This is a genomic window from Sphingomonas sp. (genome assembly GCF_035555815.1).
In the GTDB taxonomy this organism is placed as follows: Bacteria; Pseudomonadota; Alphaproteobacteria; order Sphingomonadales; family Sphingomonadaceae; genus Sphingomonas.
Window position 1 is genome coordinate 1 of sequence record NZ_DATMGG010000197.1, and the last position, 21373, is coordinate 21373.

Here is a 21373-nt window from a genome sequence, read left to right on the forward strand (position 1 = left end):
GTCGCCGAACCACGCCGGTCCGCCGGACGACGGGCGCGGTTCGACGGGGCCGGCGCGGTCGAGGAAATTGCCCGCCGCCGGATCGGCGCCGCCGGCGGCGGCTTCCCACTCCGCCTCGGTCGGCAGCCGCGCGCCGGCCCAGCTCGCATAGGCATCGGCCTCGTAGAAGCTGACATGCGTCACCGGCGCGGCGGGATCGATCGGTCGGCGGCCGTCGAGCCCGAAACGCGTCCACGCCCCCTCTTGCCGCTGCCAGTAGAGCGGCGCGGCGACACCCTCCGACTGCACCCACGCCCAGCCGTCGGACAGCCAGTGGCGCGGATCGGCATAGCCGCCGTCGGCGATGAACGCCGCCCATTCGCCGTTGGTGACGGTGCGATCGGCGATCGCGTGCGGGGACAGCAGCGTGGCATGGCGCGGCGTCTCGCAATCGAAGGCGAAGTCCTCACCCTCTGCCAGACCGCCATGGCCGATCTCGACGATGCCCCCGTCGCGCTCGATCCAGCCGATCGGACCGGGCATCCGCACCGGCACCTTGCGCGCGCCCGGCCACAGCGCCGGCTCGAGCGGGTTGGAGGAAAACAGGTGGAGGATATCGGTCAACAGCAGCTCCTGGTGCTGCTCCTCATGATGACAGCCGAGCGCGACCAGATCGCGCGCCGCCGCCGGCAGATCGGGCAACGCGTCGGCCAGCGCCGCGTCGACCGCGTCGCGCCAGGCCAGCACCTCCGCCAGCGCCGGACGCGCCAGCAACCCACGCGCGGCGCGGGCGTGGCGCGCGCCCTCCGCCTCGTAGTAACTGTTGAACAGGAACGGAAAACGATCGTCGTGCAGCCGATAGCCCGGGACGAAATCGCGCAGCACGAACGTTTCGAAGAACCAGGTCGTATGCGCCAGATGCCATTTGGCCGGCGAGGCATCGGGCATCGACTGCACCGTCGCATCGGCGTCCGACAGCGGGGCGGCCAGCGCCCGGCTGAGCGCGCGCACCGCGCCGAACCGGGCCGAGAGCGGGGATGCGGGTGCGGGGCGGCCGGGCATCGTTCTCATAATGTTCTCACATTGCGGACGTGGACCGGGGCTGTCAACCGTGCGGATCGCCGCCTTGCGGCGCTAGCGTGACCCTCCCGGAACCCACAGAACGTCTCCGGCGCCGCCTTTGTTCACATGGCGCGCGGCGACGAACAGATAATCCGACAGCCGGTTGAGGTAGGCGAGCGCAGGACCGCCGGCGCCGGCCGCCACCGCCGACCGTTCGGCACGGCGGGTGATCGCGCGGGCGAGGTGCAACGCGGCGGCCCCGGCCGCACCTGCGGGCAGCACGAAGCTGGTCAGCGGCGCCAGATCGGCGTTGAGCCGGTCGATCTCCGCCTCGACCCGCGCGACCTGCGGCGGGGTGATGCGCAGCGCGCCGTCGATCCCGTCGGGCGTGGCCAGATCGGCGCCCAGATCGAACAGGTCGTTCTGGAACCGGGTCAGCGCCGCGCCGACCGCGCCGGCCGGCACCAGCGTCAGCGCGACGCCGATCGCCGAATTAGCCTCATCGACGTCGCCGATCGCGGCCATGATCGCGTCGGCCTTCGACACGCGGCTGCCGTCGACCAGCCCGGTCGTCCCGCCATCGCCGGTGCGGGTATAGATCTTGGTGAGCTTGACCATCTGAATTCCCGCCGGCGCCGCAGCGCCGAAATCAGGCGCGGCCGAAAGCGAACAGCAGCAGCGCCGCGATCAGCACCGCCAGCGTCTGAAACAGGATGCGGTATTGCATCATCTTGTTCTGCTTCAGCGCCGATGCGCTGGGGCCGGGGCCTTCGCCGCGCACGTCCTCGGTGCTGGTCTTGAGGAAGACGACGATGCCGCGCACCAGCGCGGCCACCGTGGCGATCATCGCCGCGATCAGCAGGATGGCGAGGAAAATGTTCATGGGCTGAATCTACGCCCGTGCGGCGCGGAATCCAAGCGGAACCGCCCCCGCGCGCAGCATCGCCGCCAGCGCGGCGCCGTCCATCCCGCCGTCGCGCAGGTCCGCCAGCGACGGCGCGCCGTCACGCTTGGCCAGCCGCCGCCCCGCCGCATCGGCCAGCAGCGGGTGGTGATGATAGGCGGGGGTCGGCAGGCCGAGCAGCGCCTGGAGCAGCCGGTGGACGTGGGTGGCGGCGAACAGGTCGGCGCCGCGCACCACGTCGGTCACGCCCTGCGCGGCGTCGTCGACGGTCACCGCAAGATGATAGCTCGCCGGCGCGTCCTTGCGCGCCAGCACGACATCGCCATGCGCGAGCGGATCGGCGGCGACGATGCCGGCGCCCGCGTCATGCCACGTCAGCGGGCCGGTGCGATCGACCGCCCGCGCTATGTCGATCCGCCAGCAGTGTGGCCGGTCCATCCGCGCGGCGTTGTCCGCGCCCCGACAGGTGCCGGGATAGACCGCCCCGGCCGGCCCGTGCGGCGCGGTCAGGCTGGCGGCGATATCGGCACGCGTGCAGAAACAGCGATAGAGCAGCCCCATCGTGCGCAACCGCTCCAGCGCCGCGTCGTACAGCGCCAGCCGCCGCGACTGGCGCACCACCGGCCCGTCCCACGCCAGCCCGAGCCACGCCAGGTCCTCGACGATGCCGGCGACATGCTCCTCGCGGCTGCGGGTGCCGTCGATATCCTCGATCCTGAGCAGGAACGCGCCGCCGCGCGCCCGCGCGAAATCATGCGCGCGGATCGCCGACGCGGCGTGGCCCAGGTGCAGGCGCCCGGTCGGGCTGGGGGCGAATCGGGTGGTGATCACAAAGGTTAACGCCGGCCTTGACCGCGAGTCGCGGCCTGTGCTGTCATAACGCCGTCATCCTTTGCGGCGAAAGACGCGGGGGACAGGGCGGGGAAAGGGGGCGTATGTATCATCCCGATCTGATCCGGCATCCGGACAGCTGCCCCGCGCTCGTGCTCAACGCCGATTATACCCCGCTGTCCTATTATCCGCTGAGCGTGTGGCCGTGGCAGACCGCGGTCAAGGCGGTGTTCCTCGACCGGGTCGACATCGTCTCGCATTACGAGCGCGAGGTGCGCAGCCCGACCGCGCGGCTGAAACTGCCGTCGGTGATTGCGCTCAAGCAATATGTGAAGCCGTCGCAATTCCCCGCCTTCACCCGATTCAACCTGTTCCTGCGCGACCGGTTCGCCTGCCAATATTGCGGTTCGCACAGCGACCTGACCTTTGACCATGTCGTGCCCCGCGCGCAGGGCGGCCGCACGACGTGGGAGAATGTCGCGACCGCGTGCGCGCCATGCAATTTGCGCAAGGGCGGGCGCACACCGGCGCAGGCACGGATGCCGCTCCACGTCCAGCCGATCCGCCCGACCAACTGGTTCCTCCAGGAACACGGCCGCCGCTTTCCGCCGAACTATCTGCACGAAACCTGGCATGACTGGCTGTATTGGGATGTCGAGCTCGAAGCGTGACCGATAGGATAGTGATGCCGGGCTTGCGATTGGCGTCTTAGTTGCGTAATACAGTGGAGTGGTGCGGCTGGCATCTCTTTTCGGCAAGGGCAACGCCGTCCCCGATATGCACGATCCGCTCGCGCTGACCGGGCAATCGCGCCCGACCGGGGCGCAGCCCTATTTCCCGCCCGATCCGTCGGCACCATTGCCGCCGCCGGTCACACCGCCGCCGCCACGCAGGCGCACCGGCATCTGGCGCTGGATCCTGCGTGGCATCGGTGCGCTGATCGTGCTGCTGGTGATCGCGATCGTCTGGCTGGCGATCACCGCCCCCTTGTCCAAATCGCTGAAGCCGATCGCGCCGCCGCAGATCACGCTGCTCGCCGCCGACGGCACCCCGATCGCGCGGCGCGGCGCGATCATCGGCCGGCCGGTCGACGTCACGACGCTCCCCAGGCACGTGCCGCAGGCATTCACCGCGATCGAGGACCGGCGTTTCTATCGCCACTGGGGCATTGATCCTTGGGGGATCACTCGCGCGATGATCCACAACACGATGGCCGGGCGGATGCGGGAGGGCGGCAGCACGATCACGCAGCAGCTCGCCAAGAACGCCTTCCTCGATTCGGACCGCACCGCCGGGCGCAAGCTTCGCGAGGCGATGATCGCGCTGTGGCTGGAAGCGTGGCTGACCAAGGACGAGATCCTGTCGCGCTACCTGTCCAACGTCTATTTCGGCGACAACGTCTATGGCATCGACGCCGCCGCGCGCCATTATTTCAGCCATCCGGCCACGGACCTGACGGTCGCGCAGGCGGCGATGCTGGCCGGGCTGGTCAAGGCGCCGTCGCGGCTGGCGCCGACCGTCAACCTGTCGGGCGCGCGGGCGCGGCAGAAGCTGGTGGTCGGCGCGATGGAGCGCGCCGGCTTCCTCACCGCTGCTGAGGCCGATGCGGTGCAGCCCGCCCGACTCAAGGTCGAGCGCATCAAGGACGTGCCCAACGGCACCTATTTCGCCGACTGGGTGCTTCCGCAGGCGCGCGACCGGTCGGGCGAGATCGCAAACGAGGTGACCGTCACCACCACGCTGGAGACTCGAGTCCAGCGCGCCGCCGAACGTGCGGTGCGCCGCGCTGGCCTGAGGACCGCGCAGGTGGCGCTGGTGGCGATGCATCCCGACGGCCGCGTCGTCGCGATGGTCGGCGGCAAGAGCTACGCCGACAGCCCGTTCAACCGCGCGGTGCAGGCGCGGCGCCAGCCCGGATCGACGTTCAAGCTGTTCGTGTATCTGGCGGCGCTGCGTTCGGGCATGAATCCCGATTCGACCGTTCTCGACGAGCCGGTGACGATCGGTGAATGGAGCCCGAAGAACAGCGACGGTCGCTATGAAGGGGAGATCACCCTCGCCCGCGCCTTCGCCAAATCGTCCAACGTCGCCTCGGCGCGCCTCATCAAGCAGGTCGGCGTCGCCAACGTCGTCCGCGCCGCGCGCGACCTGGGCGTCACCAGCCCGATCGCCAACGACGCCTCGATCGCGCTTGGCACCTCGACCATGTCGCTGCTCGAACTGACCACCGCCTATGCCGCGATCGCCGACGGCGCCTGGCCGGTGCGCGCGCGCGGGCTGGAGAAGGAGGACGAGCCGACGTGGATCGAGCGCCTGAGCGGTCGCACCACCCCGATCGGCCGGCGTGAGCTGGACGGGATGCGCGAGCTGCTGGCCGGATCGATCGCGTCGGGCACCGGGCGGCAGGCGGCGCTCAGCGTACAGGCGTTCGGCAAGACCGGCACCACCCAGGACAATCGCGACGCGCTGTTCGTCGGCTATGCCGGCGGACTGATCGCCGGGGTGTGGGTGGGAAATGACGACAACACCCCCAACCCGGGCCTGTCCGGCGGCGGCGTGCCAGCGCGGATCTGGCGCGACTTCATGGTCGAGGCGCTGGGCGTCGCCCCGCCGCGCGCGCCGGCGGCGGCGGTCGAGGACAATCCGGTCGGCAATCTGCTCGACAGCATCGCCAACGTCGGCGATCCGACCGGCCCGGTGGTGTTCGAGGGCCAGTTCGACCAGCTGGGCGTCGGCCTGCGCGTCGATCGCGACGGCAATGTCGACGTCCGTCCGCTCGATCGATCCCCGGTCCAGATCCCGGTCCCGCCGCGTGATGAACGCCGCCCGCCCGACGACGCCGTGGAAAGCCGGCCGCCGAATTAGGGTTCGATAATGTCGACCCAAGCCGTCATTGCGACCCCGGCGAAAGCCGGGGGAAGCAATCCAGAGCCGCACGCGATGCGCTGGATTGCCGCGGGGCTTCGCCCCTCGCAATGACGATCCAGGATCAAGATCGTCCCGCGCACCCCAACGGATTTTAGGGCTTCCCCTTCCCGGCATTTGGTGAAAAGCCCCCCGCCATGCGCTTTTTCTCCGATAATGCCGCCCCGGTGTGCCAGCCGGTCCTCGACGCGATGATCGCCGCCAACACGCTCGATACCGCCTATGACGGCGACGCGCGCAGCCGGGCGCTCGACGCGCGCTTCTCCGAGCTGTTCGGGGCCGAGGTGCGCGCGCTGTGGGTGCCGTCGGGCACCTCGGCCAATTGCCTCGCGCTCGCCGCGCTGTGCCCGCCGCACGGCGCGGTGGTGTGTCACCGGGAAGCGCACATCCACAACGACGAGGCCGGCGCCCCCGGTTTCTATACCCACGGCGCCAAGCTGCTGCTCGCCGACGGCCCCGGCGCCAAGCTCGACGTCGCGGCGATCGAAGGGGTGCTCGCCGGGATCCGCGACGATGTCCACCAGGTGCAGGCGCACGCGATCTCGATCACCAACGCCACCGAATATGGTCTGACCTATACGCCTGAGGAAACCGCCGCGATCGGTGCGCTGGCCAAGGCGCGCGGGCTGGGGCTGCATGTCGACGGCGCGCGCTTTGCCAACGCCGTCGCGCACCTGGGCTGCGCGCCGGCCGACCTGACGTGGAAGGCGGGGGTCGACGCGCTCAGCTTCGGCTTCGTCAAGAACGGCGGAATGAGCGCGGAGGCGCTGATCTTCTTCAAGCCGGAGCTGGCCGACGCGACGCTCTATCGCCGTAAGCGCGCCGGTCTGCTGCTGTCGAAGGGACGGTATCTGGCCGCGCAGATCCACGCGATGCTCGACGACGACTTGTGGCTCGCCAACGGCCGTGCCGCCAATGCCGGCGCGGCGTTGCTGGCACGCGCGGCGGGCGACCGGCTGGTCTATCCGGTCGAGGCGAACGAGGTGTTCGTGCGGCTGACCCCGGACGAGGCGGCGGGCCTGCGCGCGCTGGGCTTCGATTTCTACGACTGGGCGCCGGGCGAGGCGCGGCTGGTCATCTCGTGGAACCAGAGCGAGGCGGAGATCGCCCCGCTGGCGGACGCGATCGCGGCGCTGTGATCCATCAGCGCCGCTTGTGACCGGATAAGGAAAACCACTTTCGCCGACCCGCCGGCGCAGCGCATAGAACGCTATCCCGCCCCCGCTCTCGCCGACGGAACGTCATGCCCACAACCGCCGAAGCCCCGCCGCGTTCGACCCAATTGGCGGTACTGATCCCGTTCGCCATCGTCACGCTGATCTGGGGATCGACGTGGATCGTCATCACCGCGCAGATCGGGTCGGTTCCGGCGAGCTGGTCGGTCTGTTATCGCTTCCTGGTCGCCGGGCTGGCGATGGTCGCGATGGCGGCTTGGCAGCGCGAGCGGCTGTGGTTCGACGCGCGCGGATGGACGTTCGCGGCGGTGCTGGGGCTCAGTCAGTTCTGCCTCAACTTCAACTTCGTCTACCGCGCAGAGGCGCACATCACCTCGGGGCTGGTCGCGGTGGTGTTCGCGCTTCTGCTGGTGCCCAACGCGGTGTTCGGCCGCGTCTTTCTCGGCCAGCGCATGGGCAGGCAGCTTATGGTCGGATCGGTGATCGCGATCGCCGGCGTGTGCCTGTTGTTCGTGAACGAAGCGCGCGGCGGCAACGGCACCGCCGCCTTGCTCGCCGGCATCGGCTTCACGCTGGCGGCGGTGCTCTCCGCCTCGGTCGCCAATGTGATGCAGGCGACCGACACCGCCAAATCCTATCCGATGTTCGCGATGCTGGGCGTGGCGATGCTGATCGGCGCGGCGGTCAACGCCGCCTTTGCCTGGGCCACCACCGGTCCGCCGGCGTTCGACACGCGTTTCGCCTATTGGGGCGGCGTGCTCTACCTCGGGCTGGCGGCGTCGGCGGTGGCGTTCCCGCTCTATTTCGGCGTGATCCGCACGATCGGCCCGGCCAAGGCGGCCTATTCGGGCGTGCTCGTCCCGGTCATCGCGATGATCATCTCGACGCTGTTCGAGGGCTATCGCTGGTCGATGCTGGCCATCGCCGGCGCGGTGCTGGCGATGGTCGGGCTGGTGATCGCACTGCGCGCGCGGCGGCCGAATCGGTAGCGGCTATTTCGCCCCGTAACCGTTGTAGAGCGTCCCGAAGAAATCACCCCTGTTCCAGCGCGGACGATCGTCACCGTCGGCGATCGCGCGGGCGATGGCATAGTTGAGATCGACGAAACGCACCCCCTGCGCCCAGTCGAGCGAGGGGTGCCACACCTCGTCCGACGGCTTGTGATAGCGGTGGGTCAGGAAATCGTCATAGGCGGCCTTCCCCGGTCCGACCTGCCCCGGCCACAGGAACACGCTCGGCACGCCCTGCTGGACGAAGCGATAATGGTCGGATCGGACGAAGAATCCCTCCTCCGGCATCGGATCGGGCGCGAAGCCGACCCCCATCGACGCCGCCGCCGCGCGCACGATCGGCCCCAGCGTCGAGCGGTCGGCGCCGAACGCGATCACGTCCTGGAACGGATAGGTGATGATCGGCATGTCGAGGTTGACGTCGGCGACCAGCCGGTCCTTCTCAACGGTCGGATAATGCGCGAAATAGTCGGCGCCGACGAGGCCCTTCTCCTCCGCCGTCACTGCCAGAAACAGGATCGATCGGCGCGGCGGCTTGCCCGATGCCTTGAACCTTTTCGCCTCCTCGATCAGCGCGGCGATGCCGACCGCATTGTCCTCCGCGCCGTTGTAGATGCTGTCGCCGTCGATCTCGCGCCCCACGCCGACGTGGTCGAGGTGGGCGGAGAACACCACCACCTCGTCCTTCAGCGCCGGGTCGCCGCCCGGCAGGATGCCGGCGACGTTGGCGCTGGGCAGCGGGGTGGCGACGCTGTTGATCGCCACCTTCAGCCGGCCCGGCAGCACCATCGGCCGGAACCGGGTCGCGTCCGATTCGGCGCCCTTGGCGATCCTGGTCCAGGGCGTCGCCGCGCCGGCGAAAAGCCGTGCCGCGAACGCCTGGCTGATCGTGCCGAGCGCGGGCGCGTTGGGCGCGGCGTTGAAGCCACTGCCGTCCGGGTGCGCCCAGGTCACGCGCGGGCGATCATAGAAGGCGACGGTGCGGCTGAAGCTGTTGGTCCTGGCCGCCGCGGTCCCCTCGATCAGCAGGACGCCGGCCGCGCCCTTGGCCTCGGCGATCGCCGCCTTGGTCGCCATGCTGCCGAAATGCGCGCGCAGCTCCGGGTGCATCGCCGACGGCGCGCCGCCGAACAGCGCGACGATCTTGCCGGTGACGTCGATGCCGGCATAGTCGTCGCGACCGGCGGAGGGATCGACGATGCCGTAGCCGACGAACGCCACCGGCGCGTCGACCAGCGTCGCCGGGCGCGCGGCGTTGACGCTGGGGATATAATCCTTGCCGAATTCGAGCGTGACCGGCGCGCCCGCCGTCGGGGTCCAGACGAAACTGCCCTTGTCGGCCGCCTTGACGCTGATCAGCGGCACGCGCTGGAGATAGCTGCCGTTGTCGCCCGCCGGACGCAGCCCCGCTGCATAGAATTGCGCGGCGACATATTGCGCGGCGATGTCATATTCGGCGCTGCCGGCGTCGCGGCCGCGCATCTCGTCGGAGGCGAGGAACATCACATGCGCCTTCATCGCCGCCTGATCGGGCGGCAGATCGGCGTTGAGGATCGCGTTGCGCTTCACCTGATCCTCGGCCGACAGCACGCGCGGCTGCGGCAACAGCGGGGCGGGGGAGGGGGCGGGGACGGGCGCCGTTGCCGTCTGGGCCAACGCGCCGGTGCTGGCGCCGAGCGCGATCAGGAGGAGGGACAGGTGGCGCAAATCGAACAATCCTTGGAAAAAGAACCGGATGGGCTGACCTAGCAGCCCGCCCGGCGCGCGCGCAATTCGCCAGTCGATCCGGCCGGCGCGGGGTGATAGGGATCGGATCATGGATGCCAGACCCGCCGCCGCGCCCGCCGCCAAGACGATCCGCCGCGAGGCGTATCGCCCCCCCGCATGGCTGGTGCCGACGATCGCGCTCGATTTCGACCTCGATCCGGCCGCGACGCGGGTGCGCGCCGTGCTCGACGTCACGCGCAACGGCGATCATGGCGCGCCGCTGCGGCTCGACGGCGACGGGCTGAACCCGGTGACGGTGCGGGTCGACGGCGCCGAAGCGGCGTGGGAGCTGGTCGACGGCGAGCTGGTGATCGCGCTTCCCGGCGCCGCGCACCGGATCGAGACCGAGGTGGTGATCGCGCCGGAAACCAACACCCAGCTGATGGGCCTCTACGCCTCGTCCGGCCTGCTGTGCACCCAGTGCGAGGCCGAGGGCTTTCGCCGCATCACCTTCTTCCCTGACCGACCCGACGTGCTCACCCGCTACACGGTGCGGATGAGCGCGGACAAGGCGCGCTTCCCGATCCTGCTCGCCAATGGCGATCCGGTCGCTCAGGGTGAGCTCGGCGACGGGCGGCACTGGGCGGAGTGGAACGATCCCTTTCCCAAGCCGAGCTATCTGTTCGCGCTGGTCGCGGGCGATCTGGTCGCCAACCGCGCCATCTTCACCACCGCGTCGGGGCGTGACGTCGCGCTGGGCATCTGGGTGCGCGCCGCCGATCTGGCAAAGACCGACCACGCGCTCCACGCGCTCAAGACCGCGATGAAGTGGGATGAGGACGTCTATGGCCGCGAATATGATCTCGACGTGTTCAACATCGTCGCGGTCGACGATTTCAACTTCGGCGCGATGGAGAACAAGGGGCTGAACATCTTCAACAGCCGCTACATCCTGGCCGACCCCGATACCGCCACCGACTATGACTATGACGCGATCGCCGCGGTGGTGGCGCACGAATATTTCCACAACTGGTCGGGCGACCGCGTCACCTGCCGCGACTGGTTCCAGCTGAGCCTGAAGGAAGGCTTCACCGTCTATCGCGACCAGAGCTTTTCCGCCGACCTGGGATCGGCGGCGGTCAAGCGGATCGAGGACGTCCGCGCGCTGCGCGCCGCGCAATTCCCGGAGGATGCCGGCCCGCTGGCGCACCCGGTGCGCCCCGACGAATATATCGAGATCTCCAACTTCTATACCGCGACGATCTACAACAAGGGCGCGGAGGTGATCCGCATGATGGCGACGCTGCTCGGCCCGGAGAAGTTCCGCGCGGCGACCGACCTCTATTTCGATCGGTTCGACGGCACCGCCGCCACCGTCGAGGATTTCGCCACGTGCATGGAGGAGGCGGGCGGCATCGACCTGCGCCAGTTCCGCCGCTGGTATTCGCAGGCGGGCACCCCGCGCGTCACCGCCAGCCTGCATCATGAGGCGGACAGCGGACGCGCGCTGCTCAAGCTGGTGCAGGCGACCCCGCCGACGCCGGGCCAGCCCGACAAGGCGCCGATGGTGCTGCCCCTCAAGCTGCGGCTGTTCGGTGCCGACAGCGGGACGCCACTGATCGAAGAGCGGCTGGAACTTCTTGCCGACGCCCATACCGAAATCGCGTTCGAGGGCATCGGCGAACGCCCGGTGCTGTCGATCAACCGCGGTTTCTCCGCCCCGGTGATCGTCGACACCAACCGCACCGCCGCCGATCTCGCCTTTCTGTCCGCGCATGACGACGATCCGTTCGCGCGCTATGAGGCGATGCAGCAGCTGATGCTCGACACGTTGGTGTCCGCCGTCACCATTGGCCGCGCCAGCCACGCGGCGGTGATCGACGCGGTGCGCAACACACTGAACGATCCGGCGCTCGACCCGGCGTTCGTCGCCGAGGCGGTGCTGCTGCCATCGGAGAGCTTCATCGGCGACCAGATGGCGATCGTCGACCCCGACGCGATCTATGCCGCGCGTGAGGCGTTGCGGCGGGAGATCGGCCGGACGTTCGACCGGGCGTGGCGCGCCGCCTATGACGCCACCAGCGCCAACCGCTTCGAATATTCGCCGGCGGCGAAGGGCGCGCGGCGGCTGCGCACCGTGGCGCTCGGCTATATCGCAGCCGGCGGCGCGAGCGATGCCGCGAAGCTGGCGTTCGGCCAGTTCGAGGCGGCCGACAACATGACCGACCGCCAGGGCGCGCTCGGCACGCTCGCCAACGGCACCGCCGACGAGCGGGTCGCGGCGCTCGACATCTTCTACCATCGCTACCGCGACAATCCGCTGGTGCTCGACAAGTGGTTCTCGACCCAGGCCCTGTCGACGCGCGACGATACCGCGCACGCGGTCGAGGCGTTGGCGCGGCACCCGGATTTCACCCTCGCCAACCCTAACCGCGCGCGCGCGCTGGTCGGGGCGTTCGGAGTCAACCAGCGCGCGTTCCATGACGCGTCGGGCCGGGGCTATCGCTTCGTCGCCGACCAGCTGATCGCGCTCGACCGCCTCAATCCGCAGACCGCCGCCAAGCTGCTGTCGCCGCTGGCGCGCTGGCGCCGCTTCGCGCCCGAGCGCGCCGCGCTGATGCGCGCCCAACTGGAGCGCATCCTGGCCGCGCCGGGGCTGAGCAAGGACATGTTCGAACAGGCCAGCAAGAGCGTCGAGGGATAGCCGCTCGCGAGGCGGGATTGGTGACAGGATGATCGGGGCACGGTAGCACCATCGCGGATGCCCGCTTCGCCTCGTCCCCTGCGCTCCCCGCGCCTGATGCTGGCAGCGCTGGCGATCATGATGGTCGCGCTCGCGTGGATGCGGCCGATCGACCATGACGAAAGCCAATATGTCGCCGCCGCCGTCCTGAGCGCGCACGGGCTGCTGCCGTACCGCGACTATGCCTATCTCCAGACCCCGCTCCAGCCGCTGCTGTTCGCGCCGATCGCGTGGGCGGCGGGCGACTGGGCCTATCCGGCGCTGCGGATCGTCAATGCGCTGCTCGGCGCGGCGGCGGTGGCGGGGGTCTATGCCGCCGCGCGTGTAGCCGGCGCGCTCACCACGATCGCGCTGGCGGCGGCGGGGCTGTTCGCGGCGTGCGACATCCTGCTGTTTTCCGCCGGCACCGCGCGCAACGATGCGCTGCCCGCCGCGATGCTGGCCCTGTCGCTGCCGCTGATGCTGAAGGCGGAGCGCGGCGACGGCAGCCGGGCGGGCGCGGCGATAATCGGCCTGCTGCTGGCCGGCGCGGCGGCCGCGAAAATATCCTATGCTGTGCCGGCGCTCGCTTACGGCATCTACGCGCTGGCGCGGTGGCGGCACCGGCCCTTGTGGCTCGTGGCGGGGACGTTGCCTGCGGTCGTCCTGGTCGGCTGGACCGTCGCGGCCAGCCCATCGGGCTTTCTGTTCGGCACGCTGGTGTTTCCCTCGGCCGCGCCCGCCGAATATTATCGCGCCGCCGACAAAGCGTGGAAGCTGGGTCAGGCGGCGAAGCTGCTCGACACGCTCAAGTTCCTCGCGCTCGGTCCGGCGCTGGTGTCGCTGGGGATCGTGGCAATGGCCCGTCGCCAGCGCTGGCCGAGCCTGCTCGACTGGCTGATCCTGGCCGGGCTGGTCAGCGCGCTGCTGCCGACGCCGACCTGGCGGCAATATCTGCTGCCGGTGCTGCCGCCGCTGTTCGTCCGGCTCGCCCAGCTATGGGAGGGGCGCTCGCTCGGCCGCTGGCGAATCGTGCTGGCGGTGTTCGCGGCCGCCGGACTGGCGCCGTCGGTCGCGGCGGTGGCGACCGGAGGGGGACTGATCGCCGCCGGGCGGGAAGGCGGCGCGATCCGTCGCGCCCTCGATTCCGCCGGAGTCATCGGCGGGGTGGCGACGCTCAGCCCCGAATTCCTGCCGGCGACCGGCCGCCAGGTCGATCCGCGCTTCGCCACCGGCCCCTTCTATTTCCGCAGCCACGGCCTGTTGCCGGCGACCGACGAATCGCGGCTCCACCTGATCGCCCGCGACCGCTTGCCCGAGGCGTTTGCCAGCGAGCCGCCCGCCGCGATCCTGGTCGGCGGCGAGGGCAGGTGGACCAGTGGCGACGACGTTCTCGATCGCGTGCTCGAGGATTGGGCGGTCCGCCACGGCTGGCGCGGGGTGACGGTGGAGAGCCGGCACTTCCGCCTCTACCTGCCGCCTCAGGCGGCGGCGCGGCGCTTCCCGTCGAGCAGTTCGGAATAATAGTCGACCAGCGCCGCCGCGTGATCGCGGTCGGTGCGCACTTTGGCCGCTGCATGGAGACAGGCAGCACGCAGGATCGCAGGCTCACGCGCGAACAGCCGCCGAATCGCCGCCGCGCCGCTGCGCGCGTCGCGGGCACGATAGAGTTCGGCGAACGGCGGCTCGGCGATGTCGGCGGCGCCGCCCTCGTCCGGTACGATCAGCGGCAGGCCCGATGCCACCGCCTCCAGCGCGACCAGCCCGAATGGCTCGGCGTCGGATCCGTGGATCAGCGCGTCGGCGCTGGCCATGATCTGGGCGAAGCGCAGCCGGTCATAGACCGGCTGGAACAGGCGGATATGCGGACTTTCGGCCACCCGCCGCGACAGCTTCTCGCGATCGACGCCGTTGCCGAGCAGGATCAGGCCGACCGGCATCCGGTCCCCCGCAGCCTCGACCGCGTCGATCACCGTCGGCCAGCGTTTTTCGGGATGGTGACGCCCAACCCCCAGCAGCAAATGCGCGTCGGCGGGCAGGCCGCACTGCGCGAGCAGCGACGCGCGCAGCTTCTCATCGCGCAATGCGGGCGAGAAGAATCCGCGATCGATCCCCAGCGGCATCGCCGCATGGACGGTCAGGCCGCGCCCGGCGTGACGCCTGGCCAGCGTGGTGCCGTTGGTGACGAACGCGTCGTAATGCTGAAGGAACGACGCCTGATAGCGCGTGTACCAGCCGAACCAGCGTTCGACCGTCGGCATGTCCGCCACGCCTTCCAGCCAGCGCCCGGCATAGGCGGCCATATTGTCGTTATGGGCGAAATAGACCTTGAGCGCGCGGCCCTGCCAGCGCGCGACGATCCACGCGATCCACCAGGGAGAGCTGGTCTCGACCACGTCGGGGTCGAGCCGGTCGAGCAGCGCGGTCACCGCATCGCCGCTGCGGAACAGTCCGTAATTGCGATCGAACGGCAGGCGCGGAGCCTTGACCCAGTGGATCACCCCGCCGCCGGGCCGTTCCTCCACCGCATCCTCGCGGCCGGGGGCGATCACGATCAGTTCGTGCCCCATGTCGGCCAATATGCCCATCTTGCGGTCAAGATAGGTGCGCACGCCGCCGCCGGTGGGCGTGTAATATTCGTTGACGTCGACGATGCGCATGGCCGGATATCCTCGTCAGGGCTCGATCGGGCCGAACCCGGCCAGCCCGCGCAGATATTGCGCGCGGACGGCGACGGTGGTCACCCCCGGCCCGACGGTGATCAGCGCCTGCGACAGCTGCGGCCGGCTGCGACCCAGCCTGGCGTTGCTGGGAAAGCCGGCGCCGTCCTTCCAGAAATTGAACTTGTTCTTGTCGTCGCGATCGTGGGTGAACAGCAGGGCGTAGCGGCCGGGCGCGGGCGCGCGGATGCACAGCGCGATGTCGCCGCGCGCCGGGGTGGCGGCCCAGATGCGGCGAAAGAACTTGCCCTCCTTCACCAGATCGCGGTCATCCTTCAGGAAATCCTCGTCGGTCGCCGGATAGAGTTCGAGCTTGAGCCGGCCGAGCCGGTCCTTCAGCCCGGTGACGTTGACCCGGATCGCCGGACCGCGATTGGCGATGCAGGCGTCGGCATCGCTGCCGATCGGCGTCGCCTGCGCGGCCGCGCCGTCGCTCGCCAGAAATGCCAGCGCGACCAGAGCCGCCGCGGCGACGCGATTCATGCCTTCCTCCTCACCAGCGCCTGCACGCCGAACAACGCGATGAAGCCCACGTGCGCGAGCAGGGTGAGCGCGGCGGTGAACGCGACCAGTTCCGACAGCGCCTCCCCTTGTCCGATCAGGATAATCGCGAAGTTGGCGAAAAGAAGGTCCTTGTTCGGGACCAGCGGCAGGCGCGACACCAGCAGCCGCGCGGCGGCAAGGAACAGCCACATGCCCAGCGACACGTCGGGCATCGCGAAATGCCACGCGGTCGCGATCATGATCGATCCGAAGCACAGCCGCAGGCAGTGCATCCCGAACACCCACCACAAGGTGGCGCGCGGCAGCGAGAACACCCGCCGCGAGAAGATCAGGAACGGCAGCGACATGGCAAAGGTGATCGCCGCCGATCCGGCAACGGTGTTGAATTGCGTCGCGGTCAGCAAATTCGCCGCGAACGGCAGCGCCAGCACCAGCATCGCCAGTGTGATCGCGTTGCCGGCGATCGCCGACAGGATCGACACGTCCTTGACCGCCCCGAACGGCGCGGCGACCATCTTCATCCGATCGCGCGCCCAGGCGTAGAAATAGGCCTCGCCCGAATAGCCGAACACCACTTCGTTGGCGACGCGCTTCTTGATAAGCGCGCCCAGCCCCGACAGCGGGATCCGCCACAGCTTGCGAAAGATGATCCAGTCGAACGTCGGCGGCGACATGTAAAGCAGCGCGAACGCGATATAATAGCCCGGCGACCGGGGGATATCGCGCGACAGCACCGCCAGCCCGTCGCCGAACAGTTCATGCGCCAGCCCGGCCACCATCAACAGCGTCAGTGCGCCGGCCAGCACCATCGGCCAGCGGCGCCGGATCCGTTCGATCGGCTCCAGCCCGGCGATGTCGTCGGCAGCGGACATCGGCGGCAGGATTTCGGCCGCCGGCATGCCTGTCGAAGCGCTCATGTCAGGTGAGGTCAAAAGCAAAATCCGAACGATGCGGCGAACCGGGCGTGCCCTGATCGCTGCGTTACAAGCCCGCAAACCCCGGCCCCGCTTCGTCGCTATCCAGCCCGATTGCGGTTCCTTCGGCGCGCGATTTGGGCTTTGGTGTGGCGGCCTGCAAGATATGAACGCTGCCCGACACATCATTCTACCTGTCCAGACGCTGAACGGAGGCGGCGTGGAGAAGGTGTCGCTGCGCCTCGCCGAGGCGTGGATCGCCGCCGGTCGCCGCGTCACGCTGGCGATCGGATCGCGCGAGGGGCCGCTGGTCGCGGAGATTCCGGCGGGCGCCGAATCGGTGGTGATCGGCGATTCGCGCTATGGGGCGCTGGTCCGCGCGATGCCGCGAATCGTGCGCGATGCCGCGCCCGACATCCTGTTCTGTCCCGGCAATCACTATACCGCGGTCGCCGCGTGGAGCCGCTGGCGGCTGGGGCGGCGCTGCCCGCCGGTGGTGGCCAAGGTGTCCAACGCGCTGGTGCGCGGCGACATGGGCGCGGTGGAGGCGTGGGGCTATCGCGCCTGGCTGCGGCTGCACCCGCGCTTCATCGACGCGCTGGTGGCGATGACGCCGGGCATGGCCCGCGAGGCGGCGGAAGCGATGGCGATGCCGCCGGCGCGAATCCACGTCATCGCCAACCCGGCGCCGCGCCCCGGCACCGGCGCGGCGCCGGCCGGGCGCTATCTTCTCGGCGTCGGCCGGCTCGCGCCGCAGAAACGCTGGGACCGCGCGATCGCCGCGCTGGCGCGGATCGCCGATCCGGCAGTGACGCTGGTGATCTTTGGCGAAGGCCCTGAACGCGACTCGCTGGTCGAGCGGGCGGCGGCGCTGGGACTGGAGGCGCGCGTCCGCCTGCCGGGCTACGTCGCCGATCCCTCCGCCGCGATTCGCGATGCGGCGGCGGTTGTGCTGACGTCGGACTTCGAGGGCGTGCCGGGCGTGCTGCGCGAGGCGCTGGCCGCCGGCACGCCGGTGGTCACCACCGATTCGAGCATCGCGGTGCGCGAGATCGTCGCCTCACCCGCGCAGGGCAGCGTCGTGGCGGTGGGAGACGAGGTGGCGCTGGTCGCTGCGCTCGACCATTGGCTCGCGCCGGGCCGGGCGCGGCCCGATCCGGTGGTCGCGACCGGCGATCCTGCCGCGACCTATGCGGCGCTGTTCGATTCGCTGGTGTCGCCGATATCCTGAGCCGCCTGTTCGGAGCGACGCTCCAGCGCGACCTTGATCATCGCGACGATCGGATCGGCCAGCGCCAGCCCGAGCACGCCGAACAAGGTGCTCGCCAGGATCTGCGCCGAAAGCGTCAGCGCTGGCGGAAGATCGACGGTGCGCCGCGCGATCATCGGGATGACGACATAGCCGTCGATATTCTGGACCAGGAAATAGATCACGATAGCGGCGATGCCGGTATAGGTGCCGGCGCTGAACCCGACCGCGACCATCAGCACGCCGCTGGTGATCGCGCCGATGTTGGGGATGAACGCCAGCATTCCGGTGATGATCCCCAGCAGCAGCGCCATCGGCACCCCGGCGATCCACAGGCAGATCCAGGTGAACACCCCTTCAAACGCCATCCCGAGCAGCCGCCCGGCGAGCAGCCGGCGCATCGTCACCGACATGCGTTCGATGGTGATCGCGAAATCGGGGCGGCTGTGCAGCGGGACCATCCATTCGAGGCCACGGCCATAGATGCGCGGCTCCATCGCCACGAACAGGCCGATGATGACGATCATCAACAGGCTGCCGATCGCGCCCACCGCGCTGCCCACAGCGGAGGTCAGCCGTCCGACCGATCCCAGCGCCTGCTGCGCCATCCCCGCCAGATCGGACCGCGCCGGCATCACCCCGAGTTCGGCCAGCCAGCCGGCGACATGGTTGGCCTGCACCTCCAGCGTGGTGCGCAGCTGTTCGGCCTGCGCGGCGATCTGCATGCCGGTCAGGTAGAAGACGACGCAGACGAACGCGATCGCCAGAACCATCACGATCGTCAGCCGCAACCCGCGCGGGATCGGCAGAACCTTGCCCAGCAAGCGCACCCCGCCATCGAGCAGCGAGGCGAACACCAGCCCGCCGAAGATGATCAGCAGCGGCTGGATCAGCAGCACCACCAGCGCCATCGCCGCCGCCAGCCCCAGCCACACGCTCGCCTTCTTCAGCTCGGCATAGGTGCGTGCGTCGTGGCCGTCGTTGGGGCCGGGCGCGGTGACCAGATCGGGTTTGCTCATGGCGCGGTCCTCTGCGGATGGAGCGACGTCCCGGCCCGGCCCGGCCGGAACGACGATGCCCAGGTCAGCGGATTCCACGTCGCGCTGCCGTCGAGCGAGAAGGTGATGAATTCGGCGCGCCCGCCGATATTCTCCCACGGCACCGGGCCGCCCAGTCCCAGCTCGCTGACCGGGAAGCGGCTGTCGGCCGAATTGTCGCGATTGTCGCCCATCACGAAGACGTGGTTCGCCGGCACCGTGATCGGCCCGTAATTGTCGCCCTGCGAATAACCGCGATCGATCGTGTCGTAGCTGCGCCCGTTCGGCAGCGTCTCGCGATAGATCGGCATCCGGCACCACGTCTTGCCATCCGTGCCCGCCACCTGCGCGTCGCCATAGCTGTCGGTGCACTTGTTGTTGGGATCGACCGGGATCAGCCGGTCGCCCATCGCCTTACGCGGCACCGCGCGGCCGTTGAGGTAGACGATGCCGCCGCGCACCTGCAGCCGGTCGCCGGGCAGGCCGATCACGCGCTTGATATAGTCGGTCGCGGCCCCGGGCGGCGTCACGATCACCACGTCGCCCCGTTCGGGCATCCGGCCAAGCAGCCGGCCGTGGATGAACGGCAAGACGTGGAAGGTCGGGCTGGCATAGCTGAAGCCGTAGGGAAATTTGGTCACCACCAGCCGGTCGCCGACCAGCAGGCCGGGCATCATCGATTCGGACGGGATGTAGAAGGGCTTGGCGATCAGGCTGTGGAAGCCGAGCACCGCCAGCACCAGCCACACCAGCCCGCGCGCCTCCGCCCACCAGTCGGTGCGGGGCTTGGCGGCGGCGTCCTCGGTCGGAATTTCGTCGGGTCGGTCGATCACCAGTTCGTCAGCCATGGTCGGGAACAGCCTCAATAACGACAAAGGCTTGCGCCCAGGGATGGTCGTCGGTGAGCGTCAGATGCACCCGCGCGAGGTGGCCCGCCGGGATGATGGCGTCAAGCCTCGCCTGGGCGCCGCCGGTCAGCGCCAGCGTCGGCGCGCCGCTGGGCGCGTTGACCACGCCGATGTCACGCATGAACACCCCGCGTTTGAAGCCGGTGCCGACCGCCTTGGAGAACGCTTCCTTGGCGGCGAAGCGTTTCGCCAGGGTCGCGGCATAGTTGAGCGGTCGCCGCTTTGCCTTCGCCACTTCGACATCGGTGAACACCCGCGCCTCGAACCGCGTTCCGAACCTGTCGAGCGAGGACTGGATCCGCTCGATGCTGCACAGGTCGGAACCGAGGCCGATGATCACCGCGCCGCGTCCATCAGCGCGCGCATCCGCCGCACCACCGGCGCCAGCCCGTCAAAGATCGCCTCTCCGATTAGGAAATGGCCGATATTGAGTTCCCGGATCTGCGGAATCGCCGCCACGGCAACGACATTGTCGAAGGTCAGGCCGTGGCCCGCGTGGACCTCGATCCCGTTCTTCGCCGCCAGCGCCGCCGCGTCGGCGATCCGGCGCAGCTCCGCCGCGCCGGCGTCGCCGTCGAGTTCGGCGTAGCGGCCGGTGTGCAGCTCGACCACCGGCGCGCCGAGTCGCATCGCGGCCTCGATCTGGCGCGGGTCCGGTTCGATGAACAGCGACACCCGCACCCGCGCCGCGCCCAGCGCGCGCACCATCGGCGCGAGGTGATTGTGCTGGCCGGCGGCGTCCAGCCCGCCCTCGGTGGTGCGCTCCTCGCGCTTTTCGGGGACGATGCAGGCGGCGTGCGGTCGATGGCGCAGCGCGATGCCCAGCATCTCGTCGGTCGCCGCCATCTCCAGGTTGAGCGGGACGGTCAGCTCGGCGGACAGCCGGGCGATATCGTCATCGGTGATGTGGCGCCGGTCCTCACGCAAATGCGCGGTGATGCCATCCGCCCCGGCTTCGGCCGCCAGCAGCGCCGCGCGCACCGGGTCGGGATAGCCGGCACCGCGCGCGTTGCGCACCGTCGCGACATGATCGATGTTGACGCCCAGGCGCAGAGGGTGGGTCAAGCGGCCGCGCGGCTCCCCGGCTTGATCGCCGGAATCGCCGCCAGTTCGGGCGGCAGCGAATCGGCGTCGTACGACGGCACCTCCAGCCGGATCAGCGGAAAGAACGGCACGTCGAAGCTGGCCGCGCCGTTCGACCGGTCGACCAGCGCCGCCGCCGCGATCACATCGCCGCCCGCCGCGCGAATCGCCGCCATCGCCTCTCGCGAGCTGAGTCCGGTGGTGACGACGTCCTCCATCATCAGCACCGGGGTGCCCGGTTCCAGCCGGAAGCCGCGGCGCAGCTCGAACGTGCCGGTCGGCCGCTCGACGAACATCGCCGGCACGCCCAGCGCGCGGGCCATCTCATGCCCCGCGATCACCCCGCCCATCGCCGGCGAGACCACCGCGCCGATGCGATCGCGCAGCGCCGCGGGCAGCCGCGCGGCCAGCGCCTCGGCCAGCCGGCTCCCGCGCTTCGGGTCCATCAGCACCCGCGCGCATTGCAGGTAGCGCGAGCTGCGCAGGCCCGAGGACAGGATGAAATGCCCCTCCAGCAGGGCGTCCGCGTCGCGGAATTCGGCCAGGATCTCTTCGTCGGTCATCGTGGAGCCTGTGTAGGTTCGCCGTCCCGCGACGGCAATGGGAGCGAAGCTTTTCCCAACCTGCTTGAGACAGGTGCTTG

20 protein-coding genes are annotated in these 21373 nt (G+C 69.6%); 7 read left to right on the forward strand and 13 right to left on the reverse strand.

Annotation, left to right across the window (positions count from 1 at the left end; translation table 11 throughout):
* The 4 genes from egtB to gluQRS all read right to left on the reverse strand — a co-directional run.
* Positions 1-1041: ergothioneine biosynthesis protein EgtB (gene egtB / locus VNR91_RS11505; protein ID WP_325490940.1), on the reverse strand; the 1041-nt coding region annotated here is incomplete at its 3' end.
* A gap of 72 nt (positions 1042-1113) precedes the next feature.
* A complete protein-coding gene (locus tag VNR91_RS11510) occupies positions 1114-1659 on the reverse strand; it encodes a cob(I)yrinic acid a,c-diamide adenosyltransferase (RefSeq protein ID WP_325490912.1) in 546 nt (181 codons plus the stop codon).
* A 31-nt stretch (positions 1660-1690) separates the two neighbouring features.
* Positions 1691-1924 (reverse strand): twin transmembrane helix small protein, encoded by a 234-nt coding sequence (locus VNR91_RS11515; protein WP_325490913.1) that lies wholly within the window; start codon positions 1922-1924, stop codon positions 1691-1693.
* 9 nt (positions 1925-1933) lie between these two features.
* Positions 1934-2776 carry a tRNA glutamyl-Q(34) synthetase GluQRS gene (gene gluQRS, locus VNR91_RS11520; RefSeq protein WP_325490914.1) on the reverse strand — a complete coding sequence of 281 codons (843 nt, stop codon included), beginning with the start codon at positions 2774-2776 and terminating at the stop codon, positions 1934-1936.
* Between the two features lie 104 nt (positions 2777-2880).
* Here gluQRS and VNR91_RS11525 point away from each other — a divergent pair, with 104 nt between their 5' ends.
* From VNR91_RS11525 to VNR91_RS11540, 4 genes are all read left to right on the forward strand, one after another.
* Positions 2881-3447 (forward strand): HNH endonuclease, encoded by a 567-nt coding sequence (locus VNR91_RS11525; protein ID WP_325490915.1) that lies wholly within the window; start codon positions 2881-2883, stop codon positions 3445-3447.
* Positions 3448-3553: 106 nt separating this feature from the next.
* Complete coding sequence (locus VNR91_RS11530) at positions 3554-5641, forward strand: PBP1A family penicillin-binding protein (RefSeq protein ID WP_325490941.1); 2088 nt, start codon at positions 3554-3556, stop codon at positions 5639-5641.
* A gap of 197 nt (positions 5642-5838) precedes the next feature.
* Positions 5839-6840 (forward strand): threonine aldolase family protein, encoded by a 1002-nt coding sequence (locus tag VNR91_RS11535; RefSeq protein WP_325490916.1) that lies wholly within the window; start codon positions 5839-5841, stop codon positions 6838-6840.
* A gap of 104 nt (positions 6841-6944) precedes the next feature.
* The gene (locus tag VNR91_RS11540; RefSeq protein ID WP_325490917.1) at positions 6945-7865 is read left to right on the forward strand and encodes a DMT family transporter; all 921 of its coding nucleotides are present in this window, start codon (positions 6945-6947) and stop codon (positions 7863-7865) included.
* Between the two features lie 3 nt (positions 7866-7868).
* Here VNR91_RS11540 and VNR91_RS11545 read toward each other — a convergent pair whose 3' ends face one another.
* Positions 7869-9593, reverse strand: coding sequence for a M20/M25/M40 family metallo-hydrolase (locus tag VNR91_RS11545; RefSeq protein WP_325490918.1), 1725 nt, complete (start codon positions 9591-9593; stop codon positions 7869-7871).
* Positions 9594-9702: 109 nt separating this feature from the next.
* Here VNR91_RS11545 and pepN point away from each other — a divergent pair, with 109 nt between their 5' ends.
* Complete coding sequence (gene pepN / locus VNR91_RS11550; protein WP_325490919.1) at positions 9703-12297, forward strand: aminopeptidase N; 2595 nt, start codon at positions 9703-9705, stop codon at positions 12295-12297.
* A 96-nt stretch (positions 12298-12393) separates the two neighbouring features.
* A complete protein-coding gene (locus VNR91_RS11555; protein ID WP_325490920.1) occupies positions 12394-13839 on the forward strand; it encodes a DUF2029 domain-containing protein in 1446 nt (481 codons plus the stop codon).
* Here VNR91_RS11555 and VNR91_RS11560 read toward each other — a convergent pair.
* From VNR91_RS11560 to VNR91_RS11570, 3 genes are read right to left on the reverse strand one after another with little or no spacing between them, the layout of a single operon-like run.
* Positions 13797-14975: a glycosyltransferase gene (locus VNR91_RS11560; protein WP_325490921.1), complete on the reverse strand. Its 1179-nt coding sequence runs from the start codon at positions 14973-14975 to the stop codon at positions 13797-13799. The two genes, VNR91_RS11555 and VNR91_RS11560, sit on opposite strands and share 43 nt — an antisense overlap.
* Before the next feature lie 15 nt (positions 14976-14990).
* Positions 14991-15518, reverse strand: a complete 528-nt coding sequence (locus tag VNR91_RS11565; RefSeq protein ID WP_325490922.1) for a DUF2141 domain-containing protein — start codon at positions 15516-15518, stop codon at positions 14991-14993.
* Positions 15515-16438, reverse strand: coding sequence for a hypothetical protein (locus VNR91_RS11570; RefSeq protein ID WP_325490923.1), 924 nt, complete (start codon positions 16436-16438; stop codon positions 15515-15517). The genes VNR91_RS11565 and VNR91_RS11570 overlap by 4 nt, the downstream gene beginning before the upstream one ends.
* 235 nt (positions 16439-16673) lie before the next feature.
* On the opposite strand from VNR91_RS11570, the gene VNR91_RS11575 reads away from it, so the two are divergent.
* Positions 16674-17684, forward strand: a complete 1011-nt coding sequence (locus tag VNR91_RS11575; protein ID WP_325490924.1) for a glycosyltransferase — start codon at positions 16674-16676, stop codon at positions 17682-17684.
* Here VNR91_RS11575 and VNR91_RS11580 read toward each other — a convergent pair.
* From VNR91_RS11580 to pyrE, 5 genes are read right to left on the reverse strand one after another with little or no spacing between them, the layout of a single operon-like run.
* On the reverse strand, positions 17642-18721 hold the full coding sequence (locus tag VNR91_RS11580; RefSeq protein WP_325490925.1) for an AI-2E family transporter: 1080 nt from the start codon (positions 18719-18721) through the stop codon (positions 17642-17644). The two genes, VNR91_RS11575 and VNR91_RS11580, sit on opposite strands and share 43 nt — an antisense overlap.
* Positions 18718-19587: a signal peptidase I gene (lepB, locus tag VNR91_RS11585; RefSeq protein ID WP_325490926.1), complete on the reverse strand. Its 870-nt coding sequence runs from the start codon at positions 19585-19587 to the stop codon at positions 18718-18720. The genes VNR91_RS11580 and lepB overlap by 4 nt, the downstream gene beginning before the upstream one ends.
* On the reverse strand, positions 19580-19987 hold the full coding sequence (gene acpS / locus VNR91_RS11590; protein WP_325490927.1) for a holo-ACP synthase: 408 nt from the start codon (positions 19985-19987) through the stop codon (positions 19580-19582). Before acpS ends, lepB begins: the two co-directional genes overlap by 8 nt.
* On the reverse strand, positions 19984-20712 hold the full coding sequence (locus VNR91_RS11595) for a pyridoxine 5'-phosphate synthase (protein WP_325490928.1): 729 nt from the start codon (positions 20710-20712) through the stop codon (positions 19984-19986). The genes acpS and VNR91_RS11595 overlap by 4 nt, the downstream gene beginning before the upstream one ends.
* The gene (pyrE, locus tag VNR91_RS11600; protein WP_325490929.1) at positions 20709-21293 is read right to left on the reverse strand and encodes an orotate phosphoribosyltransferase; all 585 of its coding nucleotides are present in this window, start codon (positions 21291-21293) and stop codon (positions 20709-20711) included. The genes VNR91_RS11595 and pyrE overlap by 4 nt, the downstream gene beginning before the upstream one ends.
* Between the last annotated feature and the right edge of the window lie 80 nt (positions 21294-21373).

Coding starts and splice junctions, on each gene's coding strand:
- VNR91_RS11570 (WP_325490923.1), bottom strand. CDS start 16,438: ATGCCGGCGGCCGAAATCCTGCCGCCGATGTCCGCTGCCGACGACATC.
- VNR91_RS11555 (WP_325490920.1), top strand. CDS start 12,394: ATGCTGGCAGCGCTGGCGATCATGATGGTCGCGCTCGCGTGGATGCGG.
- pyrE (WP_325490929.1), bottom strand. CDS start 21,293: ATGACCGACGAAGAGATCCTGGCCGAATTCCGCGACGCGGACGCCCTG.
- VNR91_RS11530 (WP_325490941.1), top strand. CDS start 3,554: ATGCACGATCCGCTCGCGCTGACCGGGCAATCGCGCCCGACCGGGGCG.
- VNR91_RS11525 (WP_325490915.1), top strand. CDS start 2,881: ATGTATCATCCCGATCTGATCCGGCATCCGGACAGCTGCCCCGCGCTC.
- VNR91_RS11565 (WP_325490922.1), bottom strand. CDS start 15,518: ATGAATCGCGTCGCCGCGGCGGCTCTGGTCGCGCTGGCATTTCTGGCG.
- VNR91_RS11515 (WP_325490913.1), bottom strand. CDS start 1,924: ATGAACATTTTCCTCGCCATCCTGCTGATCGCGGCGATGATCGCCACG.
- VNR91_RS11560 (WP_325490921.1), bottom strand. CDS start 14,975: ATGCGCATCGTCGACGTCAACGAATATTACACGCCCACCGGCGGCGGC.
- VNR91_RS11580 (WP_325490925.1), bottom strand. CDS start 18,721: ATGAGCAAACCCGATCTGGTCACCGCGCCCGGCCCCAACGACGGCCAC.
- lepB (WP_325490926.1), bottom strand. CDS start 19,587: ATGGCTGACGAACTGGTGATCGACCGACCCGACGAAATTCCGACCGAG.
- VNR91_RS11535 (WP_325490916.1), top strand. CDS start 5,839: ATGCGCTTTTTCTCCGATAATGCCGCCCCGGTGTGCCAGCCGGTCCTC.
- VNR91_RS11510 (WP_325490912.1), bottom strand. CDS start 1,659: ATGGTCAAGCTCACCAAGATCTATACCCGCACCGGCGATGGCGGGACG.
- VNR91_RS11540 (WP_325490917.1), top strand. CDS start 6,945: ATGCCCACAACCGCCGAAGCCCCGCCGCGTTCGACCCAATTGGCGGTA.
- pepN (WP_325490919.1), top strand. CDS start 9,703: ATGGATGCCAGACCCGCCGCCGCGCCCGCCGCCAAGACGATCCGCCGC.